Origin of the sequence: Sandaracinus amylolyticus, assembly GCF_000737325.1 — a bacterium.
GTDB lineage: Bacteria > Myxococcota_A > Polyangia > Polyangiales > Sandaracinaceae > Sandaracinus > Sandaracinus amylolyticus.
Window position 1 is genome coordinate 1,967,015 of sequence record NZ_CP011125.1, and the last position, 15,674, is coordinate 1,982,688.

The window sequence follows — 15,674 nt, forward strand, 5'->3', positions numbered from 1 at the left end:
TGCGCCTTCGGCGTTCCGTCCCCAGTTTCAGCGCGGATCGTGTGCGGCACGGGCGCTGCTCTGGCGCCCCCACATGCGTGCTCGTGCGCTCCTCCTCGCGATGCTCCTCGCCGGCTGTGACGGCGTCGTCCTCGGTGGTGCGGCCGGTCCGACCGCCAGCGCGCCGAGCGATCCAGGCCCGGGCGATCCGAGCGAGCCCGGCGAGCCGACGATCCCCGACGATCCCTTCGCGCTCGATCGCGAGACGCCGCGACTCCTGCCGTTCGAGACGCGCCTCGCACGCGTCGCGGCGGTCGCGGGCATCGAGACCGGCGATCCCTTGCTCGCGCCGATGCGCGATCAGGCGGTCGCGCTCGGCGGCTACGATCACTCGCGCGGCATCCTCCCGGACTCCTCGTGGAACGCGACGCGCATCGCGGGCTGGGTGCGCGCGCTGCGGCCGGTCTGCCAGTCGGACGCGATGCGCACGCGCTATCCGGCGTTGCCGGGCGCGGATCTCGACGCGCTGATCCAGGCGGCGTGGGGACGCGCCGCGACGGCCGAGGATCGCAGCGAGATCGAGAGCGCGGTCGCGGGGCTGCCCGAGGACGCGGCGCGCGAGAGCGCGTGTCTCGCGGTGCTCTCGGCGGGCGAGGCGGTGCTCCAGTGAAGCGCCTGCTGCTCGCGACGCTGCTCGCCGGATGCAGCGCGTCGCTCGGTGAGCCCGGCGAGGGCATGACGCACCCGCCGGTCCCGAACGATCCACGCGATCCCGCCGAGCCGAACCAGCCCGAGCCGTTCACGCCGGAGGAGCGCGAGGTGACGCTCGACGACGTCTCCGCGACGCAGGCCGAGGCGTACCTCGCGCTGATCGCGCCGGTGATGGTCGAGCGCACGCTCTCGGACGACGAGCGGAGCGAGATCGCGGCGATGGGCGGCGCGGCGATCCCGAGCGTGATCGCGTCGTGGGCCGAAGAGCCGGGCCTGCCGCGCGCGGCGCGACGGATGATCGAGACCGCGCTCGGCGTGAGCGGCGGCGTCGATCCGAGCGGCATCGACTTCGGCGCGCCGGGGCGCATCGTCGAGCACGTCGTGCGCGAGGGCCGTCCGTGGCCCGAGATCCTCACGAGCACGCAGTGCTTCGACGCGAGCGGCGCGGCCGCCGAGTGCGACACCGGGGCGCCCTACGCGGCCGGTGTGATCACGACGCGCGCGTTCATGGCGGCGCGCCAGGGGCGCTTCAACCTCACGCGCGCGGGCACGATCACGCGCACGTTCCTCTGCCGCAACTACCCGCTCGAGGTCGAGCTCGAGCCGCCGCTCGAGCGCGATCGACTGATGCCGATGTTCCGCGCGCTCACCGCCGAAGAGCAGACGGATCCCGAGGCCGCGATGAGCGGGCTCGCGAACGGGTTCCACTGCTACGCGTGCCACGGACAGTTCGGCGCGCACGCGCAGCTCTTCGTGCGCTTCGACGTGAGCGGGCGCTGGCGCGAGGACGCGACCGGCGAGCAGCGCGAGGGCGGCATGCCCGGGGAGTCGTTCGGCGGGCTCATGGCCTCGCACCTCGAGCCGCCGTGGCGCGCGAACGAGACGTCGCAGATGGTCGGGCGCGAGGTCGCGAACCTCTCCGAGGCGATGGCCGCGCTCACCGAGAGCGACGCGTTCTGGGAGTGCGCGTCACAGCGCGTGCTCGAGGCCGCGCTCGATCTCGATCCCGACCGCGGCGTCGAGGCCGAGCTGCTCGTCGACATCGCCGATGCGGCGCGCGCGCGCGCTGCGAGCCCCACGTTCATCGACCTCGTCGTCGCCGCGCTCGCGCATCCGCGCGTCGCGTACGCGGTCGCCCGTCAGCTCTCGTCGTCGCCCTCGGAGGCCCCGTGAAGAAGCTCTACGAGATCGAGCGCATGAGCGCGGTGCAGCGGCGCTCGTTCCTGAAGCTCCTCGGCGTCGCGCTCGCCGCGCCCGCCGTGCCCAGCGCGCTGCGCTTCGCCGCGAACGAGATGGTCGGCGGCACCGCGTACGCGCAGGATCGCGAGATGGAGACGATCTTCATCGAGATCGATCTCCGTGATCAGTGGGACCAGATGCACGTGATGGTGCCGCCGGGGATCGCGACGCACTCGAACGTGGTGCGCGGCGAGACCGGCGACGGCATCACGATGTTCGCGCAGCAGAGCGAGATCCGTCGCACCGCGAGCGGCGTGTACCTCACCGCCGACTCGTACGAGCTCGAGCCTCACCTCGACACGATCGCGCAGATCGATCACTGCGAGGCCTCGAGCGGCGCGATCCACGGGCACGAAGCGGGCAACGCGATCCGCTCGCCCGGTCGCGCGGAAGAACGGCTCGCCGGCACGATGGCGATGTTCGAGAACGATCCCGCGACGGGCGACGGCGGGAACATGCGCTGGTACGCGAGCGTCCCGACGCCCGCGTCGCTGCACAACCACTGGGCGAAGCTCACCGATCCGTCGCTGCGCAACGGCGTCGCGTTCAAGGGCCTCTCGCGCTCGAACCACACCGTCTTCCACTTCGGCGCGGGGCTGCCGGGCGCGGAGCTCGATCGCATCCGCTCGCGCTCGCAGCTCTTCGATGCGTTCCCCGCGTTCGTCGAGGACCTCAACGTGGTGCCGACCCCCGAGCAGGCCGACGCGCTGCGTGCGGTGCTCGGGCGCCTCGATCAGCGCTTCCTGTCGCGCCGCGGGTTCGTCGACAGCGTGCGCACCGGGCACGCGCAGCAGATCGACGAGGCGCGCGAGATCCTCCACGTGCGCGAGCCGCGCGTGCTCTCGCTGCCGCTCACCGACGAAGAGCGCGCGTTCTGGAGCGAGGGCGTGCCCAACCAGATGTGCACCGAGGCCGACACCGAGAGCTTCGAGTGCCCCGACGATCGCGTGAAGGCGCACATCTGGGAGCAGACCGCGTACGCGTTCAAGCTCGTGAACGCGGGCGTGACGCGCACCGTCGCGCTCGAGTTCGACTACATGGATCTGCACGGCTTCCGCCCCGAGCTCTCGGTGCGCACGCAGGCGAAGCAGATCTCGAAGCCGCTCGCGCGCCTGATCACGAAGCTCAAGGAGGCAGGCCTCTACGAGCGCACGGTGATCGCGGTGTACACGCTCGACGGCAGCCGCAGCCCGAAGGCCGCGAGCTACGGCAACGACGGCAAGAACACGCTGATCCTCGCGGGCGGGAAGATCCGCGGCGGCTACTGGGGCGACATCCGCCTGACGAACGAGAGCGGGCGCAACGGGTTCACCTATCACCCGCCGGATGCCGAGACCGGCGCGCCGACCGGCTCCTTCCGCGGCACCGACGGACGCCTCGACAGCGCGCGCGTGTGGCGGACCGTGATGCGCGCGGCGGGCGTGCCCGACGCGATGTGCGACGAGCACGCGCAGGTGCAGGGCAAGACGCCGCTCGGCTTCGTGCTGCGCTGAACGAGGGTGCGCCCGCGCGGGTCGCGGGCGCCGATCAGCGGCGGCTGGTCGAGCCGCTCGTGCCGGTCGTCGGGGTCACGCGGCGATGTTTGCCCGACGACTTCTTCGCGCGCGGCGAGGGCTGCGCGTGATCGGGATGGAGCGGCAGCGCGGGCGTGCGCTCGTCGCCGTCGGTGAGCGTCGCCGACACGATGCGGAGCAGCACCGCCTTGCGCCGCGCGATGTCGTGCTCGTTGATCGTGCGATCGAACGGCAGCGTGTCGGCGACGCGCTCCGCGGCCGCCATGAACGCCTCGAAGATCAGCGGGTCGACCTGCGGCCGTCCACCGACGACCATCTCGTGCTGCCACTGATCGCGCAGCGTCTTCATGACGACCTCGCGATGACGCACGAGATGGCTGTGCGGGCTGCGCGTCTCCATGTCGAGCACGCGCCCGAGGCGACCGAGCCCGGCGCGCCACCGCAGGTACGCCTCGATGACCGCGGCGAGACGCGCCATGCCGCCCTCGGCGCTGACGAGCGCGTGGTGCATGCGCTCGAGCGCGTCCGCGTGATGCATCGCGGAGAGCGTCTCGAACACGTCGTCCTTGCTCTCGAAGAGCTTGTAGAACGTCGGGCGAGACACGCCGGACTCCTGGAGGATGTCCTCCACGCGCGTGTTCGCATAACCGAGCGCGCCGAACGCGGTCGCTGCGCCAATTAGGATCTTGTCGCGGAATTCCACTGGAACTGGTTTATCAGGGGATGGCGTTGACACGTATGTTCGCGCATCGATAATGCGCGTGTTAACTCACGCTGTCTTGTCTTCTGGCGGAGTGCTCGTCCCGCAGGTCCCGGACGGCAGCGCGCGAAGCGCGCGGACGGTAGGGAACGGCGGGCGAGCCGTAACTCTCACGGTTTCTTGGCTCATGCGCTCCGGCTGGGGAAGCCGGAAGAACAGGGGATGGGTGATGGCGCGCACCATGCGACGGCCTTCGGCCGAGCGTTGCACGTGGTGGCTCGCGGGACTCGTCGCGGCCTCTCTCGTCGGCTGCGGTGACGACGACGGCGGTGGCTCGCCCGACGCGAGCATGCCGTTCGACGCGGGCCCAGGAGATGCGGGGGTCGATGCGGGCTTCGCGTGCCCGAACGCGATGCCGCCTCCGATCGATCCGGAGCTGCTCCCGGTGTGCATGCTGGAGGGCTGCGTCGACGCCCACTGCGTGCCCAACAGCTTCGTGTCCGAGGAGCAGGCGGCGCTGCTCGGCAACTGCGACGAGGGCAGCAAGTGCGTGCCCGATCCGTTCATCGAGACGAGCGGCGAGTTCCTGCTCGCGACGTGCCGCTCGGTCGGCGGCGCGGAAGGTCGCTGCGTGTCGCGCTGCATCCCGCAGATCGCGGACCAGGCGGAGATGCTGCCGGAAGAGGGCTGCCAGGCGGGCGAGGAGTGCGCGCCCTGCTTCGATCCGCGCACCGGCGAGAGCACCGGCGTGTGCAACCTCGGCTGCGATCCCGGCCCGCAGGAGCCGCCGAACATGTTCATGGAGTGCTGCGGCGGCGCGGGCTCGTGCGTGCCCACGGATCTCGTGCCCGAGGCGCAGCGCGAGCAGCTCGGCGTCGACACGTGCACCGAGGAGAACACGCTCTGCGCGCCGAGCGCGCTGATCGATCCTGCGTCGCGGCCCGATCGCTGCGACTCGATCGCGGGCGTGGAGGGACGCTGTCTGCCCGCGTGTCTGCCGGCGATCGGCGCGCAGGCGGATCGTCTGTCGCAGGGCTCGTGCGACGCGGGTGAGCTCTGCGCGCCGTGCTTCGACCCGACGAACGGCGAGGACACGGGCGCGTGCCGGCTCAACGGCGACGAGCCCGAAGATCCGCCGACCACGTTCGATCGCTGCTGCGGCGGCATCGGCGCGTGCGTGCCCTCGGCGCTGGTGCCCGAGGCGCAGCGCTCGCAGCTCGGCACCGACACCTGCGAGGACGAGGGGCTGCTCTGCGCGCCCGACGCGCTGATCGCGGGCGCGGAGCCGACGTCGTGCCGATCGCTCGGCGATGCCGAGGGACGCTGTCTGCCGTCGTGCCTCCCGTCGATCGCCGCGCAGGCCGATCGACTGCCGCAGAGCACGTGCACCGAGGCGCATCTGTGCGCGCCTTGTTACGACCCGATCAGCGGTGAGGACACGGGCGCGTGCCGGCTCAACGGCGACATGCCGGACGAGCCCGCCAACACGTTCGATCGCTGCTGCGGCGGCATCGGCGCGTGCGTGCCGTCGACGTTGGTGCCGGAGGCGCAACGCTCGCAGCTCGGCACGGACACCTGCACCGAGACCGGTGCGCTCTGCGCGCCCGATGCGCTGATCGCGGGCAGCGAGCCGACGACGTGCCGCTCGATCGACGACTCGGAAGGGCGCTGTCTGCCGGCGTGTCTGCCGGCGATCGGCGCGCAGGCGGATCGCCTGTCGCAGGGCACGTGCGGTGCGGGGCACCTGTGCGCGCCGTGCTTCGATCCGATCAGCGGCGCGGACACCGGCGCGTGCCGGCTCAACGGGGACATGCCGGACGAGCCCGCGTACACGTTCCCGAACTGCTGCGGTGGCCTCGGCTCGTGCGTGCCGCCCGACCTCGTGTCGCCTGCGCAGCGCGGTCAGCTCGACTCCACGGGCTGCACGGCGCCGCGCCTCTGCGCGCCCGACGACTTCACGGATCCGACGTTCCGCCCGATGACGTGCGACTCGGTCGCCGGCGCGGAGGGACGTTGTCTGCCGAGCTGCCTGCCGGCGGTGAGCAGCCAGGGAGATCGACTCCCGCAGTCGACGTGCCCCGCGACCCATCGCTGCGCGCCCTGCTTCGACCCGATCACGGGCGCGGAGAGCGGCGCGTGCCGAGTGAACGGCGACATGCCGAGCCGCCCGGCGTACACGTTCCCGACGTGCTGCGCTCACGCGACTGCGGGGGCGCGCGGCCGCTGCGTTCCGCCGGCGCTCGTGCCCGAGGATCGTCGCAGCTCGCTGCCGGCGGACACGTGCACGGGGGACACGAACCTGTGCGTGCCGAACCCGTTCCTCGCGGACCCGAACCACTCGTTCGGGTCGTGCACGACGCAGCCGATGGGGCTGGGCATCTTCTTCCCGCCCGCCCCCGGCGCGTGTGTCCCCGACTGCTTGCTCGAAGCGGGCGTGGAGCGCGACTCGTATGGCCAATCGACGTGCGCGGTGGGCGAGCGGTGCGCGCCGTGCATCAACCCGATCACGCGTGAGTCCACCGGCGCGTGTGACTGAGCGCGCGTCATCCCGATGAGCGCGAACGCGGCGGCCCATGCACGGGACCGCCGCGTTCGTTTTCGTCAATCCAGCGCTGCGCGAAGCACGAAGGCCGCACCACCGTCACCGAGCGGCTCGACGCTCTGCCCGGCGGCGGCGAAGCGCGCACCGATCAGACCGAACGCGACGACCGCGTCCGCCGCGTGCGTCCAGAAGACGTGGTCCGGACCCGACGAGCCCAGTGCGCGAGCCCACAGCATCTCGTGCTCGTCGTTCCACTCGCTGACGAAGCCGTCGAAGCTGCCGGTGGACGGCAGGGACACGCCGCCGATCCGAGGCGAGCCGCTGAAGCCACCTGCCAAGAACACACGGTCTCCTCGGGCGGCGATCGATGCGAGCGCGACGTAGCCTCCCGCGGCCGCGACGACTTGCATTCGTGGCGTGTCGCTACCTGGCTCCAGCGTCCAGATCACCGTGTCGTTCGCCTCGGTATCGTCGATCTCCGAGGTGCCTGCCACTCGGATCGTTCCGTCATCGCCGACATCGATTGCACTCGGCGCGTCGTTCCTTGCTCGACCGGCCTGCCACGCGTCGACGAACTCGCCGTCGAGCCGCCAGAGCGTGATCAAGACGTCGCCAGGGCCATCGGCGACGAAAGAACGAGCTCCGATGCGGAGCTCGTTCGAGAACTGCTGAGCCGCGACGACGCTCGTGGACCCGACGTCGATCGCGCCCGCAGCGTCTCCGATCGAGCTCACGCCGGACAGCCGAAGCGTGTCGAGGTCGAAGCGAGCGATCACGCTTCCCGGCGGGACCGCGATGCCGTGCACCGTTTGCTCGCTGTGTGCTCGCGCGTTCGCCACCATGCCCGTCCCCGTCGCGAACAGCTGCCATGTCTCGAGACTCCCGGTCAGCTCGATCGGCGCTGCGCTGGCGCATCCGCTGATCGCCGCGACGAAGTGCGAATCGCCGCTCGGGATGGCGATCGCTTGCCTGGCGATCGTCACGGACGTCGACGTCACCCGCCCGGCCACGACACAGCGCCCGTCCGACAACGCTGCGACACTGTGTGCTTCCTCGCGAGAGTCACCGCCGATCTGGGCGATCCACGTGATCCCGCCCGTCGCCGTCATGCGCGCGACGAACACGTCCTGGTCGCCGGAGCTCCTGTGATCGCTGCCGAAGCACCCGCTTCCCGAGAATCGGAACGTTCCGGTGAACGCACCGGCAGCGCAGATGGACCCGTCGTCCGCGACGTCCGCCGCAGTCACCGCGGCGTTGCTCGCACCCGCAGCCAGCGGCGTCAGCCACTCGATCACCGGCAGCTCGACGCACTCGCCGCCCTCGCACGACTCACCCGCCGCGCACGCGTGACCGCAGCTCCCGCAGTGCGCGTCGTCCGTCGCGAGCACGGACTCGCATCCGTTCTCGTACTCGTCGTCGCAGTCGTCGCTGCCGCTCGCGCACTCCACGATCACGCACTCGCCCGCGCTGCACGCGCGCCGTGTCGAGCCGCTCACGGCCGCGCACGCGGCGCTCGCCGCGCTCTCGTCGGCGTCGCCATCGCAGTCGTCGTCGACGGCGTTGCACTGCTCGGGCTGCGCGGTGCACGCATCCATCGTCTGCGGCGTTCCCGCGTCCGGCACGCCCGGAGCGCCCCCGTCGACCGGGATCACGCCGCCGTCCGGGAGCACGCAACCGCCTGCGTCCGCATCGTACGGCGCGCCCATTGGACACTGGCACCGTCGCGTCTCGTGATTGAACTCGAGCGCGCCGCACTCCACGTCGGGCAGACACGCGCCGAGCAGGCACGCAAGCCCCGACACCCACCAAGCTCTCGCTCTCATGTCGCTCCCTCCGACGCGCCCCATCGCGTCGACCCCGCGCTACGTTGCGTAGCCTAGGAGCGATCAGACCCAGCGCACGCGGACCGCGAAGCGACCGATCCTCAGCGGATCATCGGGCGCGTCGCTGCGCAAGAGACCGCAGTGGATGTGCACGTCGCGCGCGCCCGCGAGCCGAAGCGCGCGTGGACGTGCGTCGCGTCGAGGCGCTCGGCCTCGACCGCGCCGTGACCGAAGTACGGTGACGCGATCGCGCCGAGCTTCGAGACCAGCACGCGCGGCGACACGAGCCGCAGCAGCATCGAGTCGATGCCTTCGCGTCGGCCCGTGCCTGCAGCGCGCTCGCGCTCGAGACCGGCTCCGACGCCGGCATCTTGCGCAGCTCGGCCGCGACGATGCGCGAGAACCGCTCAGAGATCGCGGAGCGGGAGCGCGCCGATGAAGTGACGCTTGCCGACGTCCACGCCGTTGTGGCGCAGGATCGCGTACGCGGTCGTCGCGTGGAAGTAGAGGTTCGGCAGCGCCGAGTGATGCAGGTAGTCGGGCGCGCTCAGCGCCTTGCCCGGCATGAACGACAGCGGGACGATGCGCTGCTCCGCGCCCTCGAAGTCGGCGGGCGTGAACGACGCGACGTACTCGCGGACCACCCGGATGCGCGCGCGGATCTCGTCCCACGTCTGCTCGGTGTCGGGGTGCTTCGGCGGGTCCTTCCCCGCGACGCGCGCCGCCGCGAACTTCCCGTGATCACACGTCGCCTGGAGCTGCTTCAGCAGCGGGAACTGATCGGGCGCGAGGCGCGCGGCGAGCAGCACTGCGGGGTCGAACGACTTCTTGCTCGCGTGCTCGTGCGCGAGGTCGATCCACGTCTCGACGTTCGTGAGCAGCTTCGTGATCGGCGGGACGATCTGGGAATGAAGCGACATGCGGTCTCCTCCGGTTCGAGCAGCGGGGCCTGTTGCCGGCGGACGGCAGCGTCAAGCGTCGCCGCGCGGTAGAGGAGAGCATGGCGTTCGACGTCTCGCGCCGTTCTTTCCTCACGCGGCACGACCTCCATCTCTTCACGGGCGAGACGCTCTTCGATCGCATCGCGCGCGTGCTCTGCGAGGCCGAGTGCTTGCCGCGGAAGGAGCTCTACGAGTCGTGGGAGGTCGCGCGCCGCGTGCGCCGTCGCTTCCGGGGAGGGCGCGTCGTCGATCTCGCGTGCGGGCACGGGCTCGTCGCGCAGCTGATGATGCTGCTCGACGACTCGTCGCCGTGCGCGCTCGCGATCGATCGACGCCTGCCTCCGAGCGCGTCGTTCGTGGCCGCCGCGATCAGGCGCGCGTGGCCGCGCCTCGAGGGACGCGTGACGCTCGAGGAGCGCGCGATCGACGACGTCGCGATCGAGGAGGACGACGTCGTCGTCGCGGCGCACGCCTGCGGTGCGCTGACCGACGTCGTGCTCACGCGCGCGATCGCGGCACGAGCGCGCGTAGCGGTGCTCCCGTGCTGTCACGACGTCGGTCGCAACGATCGCGGCGGGCTCGAGGGATGGCTCGACCCCGCGCTCGCGATCGACGTCACGCGCGCCGCGCGGCTGCGCGCGAGCGGCTACGACGTGCGGACGCAGACGATCCCGGCGGACGTCACGCCGAAGAACCGCCTGCTGATCGGCGCCCCGTCTCGCATCGACGAAAGTCGATGAGGCGCGCGTCATCGTCCATCGGCAGTGCACGAAGGTGCCGCGAAATCGGCGGCAACGCGCGCTAGGCTGCTCGCTCCGGTGCGGCGGTGCATCGGCAGAGCGCGATGGGCGCGCTCGGGGACCGCGAGGGCACGATCGATGAGCTCGACGCGCAGGACGCTGCTCGGACCGCTGAACGCGGGCCGCACGCTGTTCGGCTACGCCGCGATGATCGCGATCACGATCGCGCTCTTCTTCGTCATCCGCGCACAGGGCGCGACGCTGGTCGCGCCGCCGGCGCCCGAAGGCGCGACGGGGCACGCGGCAGCCGCTGGGCACGCGTCGGATCTCGCGCATCTGCTGCTCGCGATCGCGGTCGTGGTGATCGTCGCGCGCCTCACGGGCGCGGCGTTCGAGCGCTGGCTGAAGCAGCCCGCGGTGATGGGCGAGATCGTCGCAGGCCTGGTGCTCGGCCCGTCGGTGCTCGGCGCGATCGCGCCCGACGTCCAGGCGTTCTTGCTGCCCGCGGCCGTCGCGCCGTCGCTCGGCGTCGTCGCGAAGATCGGCGTCGTGCTCTTCATGTTCCTCGTCGGCCTCGAGCTCGACCCGAAGCTCCTGCGCGGCTCGTCGCACGCGACGCTCGCGATCTCGCACGCGAGCATCATCGCGCCGTTCCTCCTCGGCGCGACGCTCGCGCTCGCGGTCTATCCGATCTACTCGCATGCCGGCATCGACTTCACGGTGTTCGCGCTCTTCTTCGGCGTCTCGATGTCGGTCACCGCGTTCCCGGTGCTCGCGCGGATCCTCACCGATCGACGCATGCAGAGCAGCGCGCTCGGTGTCACCGCGCTCGCATGCGCCGCCGTCGACGACGCGAGCGCGTGGTGCTTGCTCGCGTTCGTGTCGGGCGTCGCGACGGCGGAGCTCGATGGCGCCTGGCTCACGATCGGCCTCGTCGTCGCGTACGTCGCGTTCGTGCTGCTCGCGGTGCGTCCGCTCGCGCGCTGGCTCGCGGCGCGCGAGGAGCGCTCGAACGATCCGGTCTCGATCACGACGCTCGCGATCGTGCTCGGGATGCTGCTCCTCTCGGCGGCCGCGACCGAGGCCATCGGCATCCACGCGCTCTTCGGCGCGTTCCTCTTCGGCGTCGTGATCCCGCACGACGGTCGCCTCGCCGAGCAGGTCCGCGCGCGCCTCGAGGACGTCGTCGGTGTCCTGCTCGTACCGATCTTCTTCTCGTTCACCGGGATGCGCACCCAGATCGGGCTCGTCTCCGGCGCGACCGACTGGCTGATCTGCGCTGTGATCATCCTGGTCGCGACGCTCGGGAAGTTCGGCGGCACGCTCGTCGCGGCGCGCTTCGCGGGGCTCGGATGGCGCGACGCGAGCGCGCTCGGGATCCTGATGAACACGCGCGGCCTGATGGAGCTCATCGTGCTCAACGTCGGGCTCGACATGGGCGTGCTCTCGCCGACGCTCTTCGCGATGCTCGTGCTGATGGCGCTCGTCACGACGTTCGCGACGACGCCGGTGCTCGCGCTGATCACGCGGCTCGGTCGTGCGCCCGCGGAGACGATGGCTGCCGAGCGGACGCCGTGATCGCCACGGACTTGCGCCCGAGCGCGACGCCCGGCGACAGTCGCTGCGTGAGTCGGATCTCGGGCGTTCTCTGCCTCGTCGTCGCGTGTCACGCGTGCAGCCTCGACTTCGACGCGCTCCGGCGCGGGCGTGCGGACGCGGGCGACGGCATGGACGCGAGCTCGCTCGACGCGTCGACGAGCGACGCGAGCCGCGACGACGCCGGCGAGAGCGACGCGAGCGAGCCCGAGGACGCCGCGTCCCTCTGTCCGACCACGCCGCCCGACTGTGCCGACCCGCGCTGCGCCGGTCAGGCGTGCGACGACGGACTTCGCTGCACGTCGAACGACGTGTGCAGCACCGGGCTCTGTCGCGGCACGCCGGTCGAGTGTCCGACGGACGGATGCAGCGTCGCGACGTGCGAAGAGGACACCGGCGAGTGCCGCGCGATCCGCACCATGCCCGACGCGACGATCTGCGTCGGCGGTCGCTGCTGCTTCGGTCGTTGCTCGATGCTGCGCGACAGCGGGAGCTGCGGCGGCTGCGGGCTCTCGTGCGAAGAAGAGACGTGCTCCGCCGAGCTCCCGCCGCGCTGCACGTGCGTGACGAACGCCGGCTGCCCGCTGGGTCAGCAGTGCCTCGGAGGCCGCTGCGCGTGCATGACGAACGCGCAGTGCGCGACGGGACAGACCTGCGTCGTCGCGAGCGGGCACTGCACGTACTGAGGAAGTCGGATGCGTGATTGCTGCGTCGCGTTCGTGCTCGCGTCGATCGCCTTCGTGCTCGCGGTCTCGACCGCGCACGCACAACCTCAGCCACCGCGCGATCGCAGCGACGTCGAGGCGCAGGCGCGCTTCGAGTCGGGCCGCCTCGCGTTCGAGTCGGGCCGCTACGAAGAGGCGCTCGCCGACTTCCGCCGCTCGTACGAGCTCAGCCAGCGACCGCTGATCCTCTACAACATCGGGATCGTGCTCGATCGACTGCGCCGCGACGCGGAGGCGCTCGACGCGTTCGAGCGCTACCTCGAGGCGGTGCCGGACGCGGAGAACCGCGCGGACGTGGAAGCGCGCATCGCGATCCTGCGCACCCAGGTCGCGGCGCCGCCGCCGGTGCAAGAGGCCGCGCCGATCCCGCCGCCGCCTTCGCCGCGCCCTCAGGAGGGCTACGAGATCTGGGCGTGGATCTCGGCGGGAGTCGGCATCGCGGCCGCGATCGCGGCGCCGATCACGTGGTCCGCCGCGGACGACGCGTACGACGATCTCGACCGGCGCTGCGGCGAGCTCGGATGCAGCGGCGCGCAGATCGACGCATCGAGCGCGCCCGAGCTCGTCGACGCGACGAACGCGATGATCGTCACCGCGATCATCGCGGGCGTGAGCACCGCGGTCGCGTGGACGCTCTACTTCGTCGACCTACGGCTCCCGAGCGGGACGGCGATGCGCATCGGGCCGGGCTCGCTGCGCCTCGCGTTCTGATCACTCGTAGAGCAGGAACGGCGCGCGACGCGCTTCGAACGCGCGCGCGTCCGCGTCGACACGCGCGAGCACCGCATCCCAGGGCTCGCCGCGCTCGATCGCCTCGAGCACCTCGGCGCGGCCGACCATCGCGAGCACGCGCGCACGATCGAGGCGCTCACGATGCGCCGCGACGACCGCGCGCACGATCGCGAGCCCCGTGATCGACGCGCGGTATGTCGCACGATCGGTGATCGCGACGCGGATCCCACGGCACGCGCGACCGCGGTGGCGCGCCTCGCGCGGCGTGAAGCGCGTCTCCTCGAACGAGACGCCGGGCACGCTCGACGCGCGCAGCATCTCGAGCACGCGCGTCGTGTCCATCCACGGCGCGCCGAGCACGCGGAACGGCGCGTCGGTGCCGCGTCCGACCGACACGTCGGCGCCCTCGAGCAGCGCGACCGCGGGATACAGCGACACCGCGTCGAGATCGGGCAGGTTGGGGGAGGGCGCGACCCACCGCGCGCCGACGTCGACGCCGTCGTGCGCGCGTTGCCATCCTTCCGCGCGCACGATCACGAGCCGCTCGCCGAGCGCGAGCCCGAGCTCGTGATCGAGCAGCCGCGCGAGCTCGCCCATCGTCATCCCGTGGCGCAGCGGCAGCGTGTGATGGTTCACGAACGACAGGAGCGCGTCGTCGAGCCCGGGACCTTCGACGATCACACCGCCGAGCGGATCGGGTCGATCGAGGATCACCACGCGCAGGCCGGGGCGCGACGCCGCGGTGAGCAGCACCTGGTGCATCGTCGACGCGTACGTGTAGAAGCGCGCGCCCACGTCGACGAGATCGACGACGAGCGTGTCGGCGCCTTCGAGCATCGCGTCGTCGGGACGACGCCGCGGTCCGAAGACGCCGCGCACCTCGATCCCGGTGCGCACGTCGCGCCCGTCGCCGATCGCGCCCTCGCGATCCGAGCCGAGGCCGTGCTCGGGCGCGAGCACGCGCAGCACCTCGAGCTCGTCGCGCTCCGCGAGCACGTCGAGCGTGCGACGTCCGTCGCGCGTGCGCGCTGCATCGTGAGTGACGAGCACCACGTTCGCGCCGCGCAGGTGCGTCATCTCGCTCGCGAGCTCCACGTCGATCCCCGCGCGCACCTCGCGCGCGGGCGCGGGCAGGAAGCGTTGGACGTGGTGGCCCACCAAGCGATCGAGCTCCGCGAAGAGCGGGCGCACGTCGCCGCGTCCATCGGGGTGCACGTCGTTCGAGAGGAGCACCACGAACACGTCGCGCGCGGGATCGATCCGGATCGCGGTGCCGGTCCACCCGAGGTGCCCGATCGAGCCTTCCCCGAGCCCGCGGGTGCGCGCTTCTTCCGCGGTGCGTCGATCCCACCCGAGCGCGCGCGGCTGTCCCGCGATCAGCGCGCGCACGCTCTCCGGCGCGAGCACGCGCACGCCGTCGAGCTCGCCCTCTCCGAGCATCATCCGCGCGAAGCGCGCGAGATCGGGCGCGCTCGCGAAGAGCCCCGCGTTCCCCGACACACCGCCGAGCCGCCACGCCCGCGGGTCGTGCACGTCGCCGCGCACCAGCACACCGCCGCGCCGCTCCGCGCGCTCGGTGGGCGCGATGCGCGGCAGCCACGACGCGTCCGGTCGGTACGACGACGAGCGCATCCCGAGCGGCGCGAGGATCTCGCGCGCGACGAGCTGATCGAGCGGCACGCCCGACGCGCGCGTCACGATCTCTCCGAGCAGCACGAACCCGAGATCGCTGTAGAGCATCTGCGTGCCCGGGACGTGCTCCGGTCGCAGCGACGCGATGCGCGCGATCGACTGCTCGCGCGTCTCGCCCTCGTAGCGCGCGAGGGGATCGGCCGCGGGCAGCCCGCTCGTGTGATCGAGCAGGTGACGGATGGTGATACGCCGATCGATCTCCGCGACGAAGCGCGACGCGGGATCGTCGAACGAGAGCACGCCGCGCTCGGCGAGGAGCGCGATCGACGTCGCGGTCGCGATCGGCTTCGTGAGCGACGCGAGGTCGTAGATCGTGCCCACGTCGTTGCGCTCGAGCTCGGGATCGATCGCGCGCGCGCCGTACGCGCGGAGGAACACGAGCCCGTCGCGCCGTCCGATCGCGACCACCGCGCCGGGCAGCGCGCGCTGGGTGATCGCGGTGTGCACCGCATCGTCGATCGCGCGCTCGACGTCGACCGGGATCCGGATCGCGACCACGTCGTCGCGCGGAGCCTCGTCCACCACGACGGGCGCCGCGCCCGCGGAGGTCTCCGCGCTCGACGGCTCGACGACCGCGCGCGTGATCGTCTCCTCGGCGCGCGGCGCGGTCGAGCGCGCGCTGCCACACGCGGCCAGCGAGAGAGACTCCGCGGCGATCAGTCCGCGGACCAGCCAACGGAGCGCCGTGAACATCAGGCGCGCGCGCATCGAGCGTCAGCGTAGCAGCTCGCCCGCGCGCG

At 71.8% G+C, this 15,674-nt stretch carries 13 protein-coding genes; 8 read left to right on the forward strand and 5 right to left on the reverse strand.

The features are described from left to right. The first annotated feature begins 73 nt into the window (after positions 1 to 73). From DB32_RS08265 to DB32_RS08275, 3 genes are read left to right on the forward strand one after another with little or no spacing between them, the layout of a single operon-like run. Entirely contained in the window at positions 74 to 649 is a 576-nt protein-coding gene (locus DB32_RS08265) for a hypothetical protein (protein ID WP_053231870.1), read from the forward strand. Beyond that, on the forward strand, positions 646 to 1,863 hold the full coding sequence (locus DB32_RS08270) for a hypothetical protein (protein ID WP_053231871.1): 1,218 nt from the start codon (positions 646 to 648) through the stop codon (positions 1,861 to 1,863). Before DB32_RS08265 ends, DB32_RS08270 begins: the two co-directional genes overlap by 4 nt. Then, positions 1,860 to 3,422, forward strand: coding sequence for a DUF1501 domain-containing protein (locus DB32_RS08275; RefSeq protein ID WP_053231872.1), 1,563 nt, complete (start codon positions 1,860 to 1,862; stop codon positions 3,420 to 3,422). The genes DB32_RS08270 and DB32_RS08275 overlap by 4 nt, the downstream gene beginning before the upstream one ends. A 34-nt stretch (positions 3,423 to 3,456) precedes the next feature. On the opposite strand, the gene DB32_RS08280 is transcribed toward DB32_RS08275, so the two are convergent. Then, complete coding sequence (locus tag DB32_RS08280; protein WP_075097480.1) at positions 3,457 to 4,146, reverse strand: TetR/AcrR family transcriptional regulator; 690 nt, start codon at positions 4,144 to 4,146, stop codon at positions 3,457 to 3,459. Between the two features lie 238 nt (positions 4,147 to 4,384). Here DB32_RS08280 and DB32_RS08285 point away from each other — a divergent pair, with 238 nt between their 5' ends. Continuing rightward, positions 4,385 to 6,679: a hypothetical protein gene (locus tag DB32_RS08285; protein ID WP_157068845.1), complete on the forward strand. Its 2,295-nt coding sequence runs from the start codon at positions 4,385 to 4,387 to the stop codon at positions 6,677 to 6,679. A gap of 65 nt (positions 6,680 to 6,744) precedes the next feature. On the opposite strand, the gene DB32_RS08290 is transcribed toward DB32_RS08285, so the two are convergent. The 3 genes from DB32_RS08290 to DB32_RS08300 form a co-directional block, all read right to left on the reverse strand. Then, positions 6,745 to 7,980 (reverse strand): hypothetical protein, encoded by a 1,236-nt coding sequence (locus DB32_RS08290; protein ID WP_157068846.1) that lies wholly within the window; start codon positions 7,978 to 7,980, stop codon positions 6,745 to 6,747. Between the two features lie 629 nt (positions 7,981 to 8,609). Further along, positions 8,610 to 8,807 carry a hypothetical protein gene (locus DB32_RS08295; protein WP_053231876.1) on the reverse strand — a complete coding sequence of 66 codons (198 nt, stop codon included), beginning with the start codon at positions 8,805 to 8,807 and terminating at the stop codon, positions 8,610 to 8,612. Between the two features lie 108 nt (positions 8,808 to 8,915). Next, positions 8,916 to 9,428 carry a DUF1993 domain-containing protein gene (locus DB32_RS08300; protein ID WP_053231877.1) on the reverse strand — a complete coding sequence of 171 codons (513 nt, stop codon included), beginning with the start codon at positions 9,426 to 9,428 and terminating at the stop codon, positions 8,916 to 8,918. Positions 9,429 to 9,508: 80 nt separating this feature from the next. On the opposite strand from DB32_RS08300, the gene DB32_RS08305 reads away from it, so the two are divergent. The 4 genes from DB32_RS08305 (at position 9,509) to DB32_RS08320 (ending at position 13,221) form a co-directional block, all read left to right on the forward strand. Then, the gene (locus DB32_RS08305; RefSeq protein WP_053238734.1) at positions 9,509 to 10,189 is read left to right on the forward strand and encodes a methyltransferase; all 681 of its coding nucleotides are present in this window, start codon (positions 9,509 to 9,511) and stop codon (positions 10,187 to 10,189) included. 138 nt (positions 10,190 to 10,327) lie between these two features. Continuing rightward, positions 10,328 to 11,767, forward strand: a complete 1,440-nt coding sequence (locus DB32_RS08310) for a cation:proton antiporter domain-containing protein (RefSeq protein ID WP_205627036.1) — start codon at positions 10,328 to 10,330, stop codon at positions 11,765 to 11,767. Between the two features lie 47 nt (positions 11,768 to 11,814). Further along, the gene (locus DB32_RS08315) at positions 11,815 to 12,471 is read left to right on the forward strand and encodes a hypothetical protein (protein WP_157068847.1); all 657 of its coding nucleotides are present in this window, start codon (positions 11,815 to 11,817) and stop codon (positions 12,469 to 12,471) included. Positions 12,472 to 12,480: 9 nt separating this feature from the next. After that, complete coding sequence (locus DB32_RS08320) at positions 12,481 to 13,221, forward strand: tetratricopeptide repeat protein (RefSeq protein WP_053231879.1); 741 nt, start codon at positions 12,481 to 12,483, stop codon at positions 13,219 to 13,221. On the opposite strand, the gene DB32_RS08325 is transcribed toward DB32_RS08320, so the two are convergent. Then, on the reverse strand, positions 13,222 to 15,642 hold the full coding sequence (locus DB32_RS08325; protein WP_053231880.1) for a serine hydrolase: 2,421 nt from the start codon (positions 15,640 to 15,642) through the stop codon (positions 13,222 to 13,224). Positions 15,643 to 15,674 lie beyond the last annotated feature (32 nt).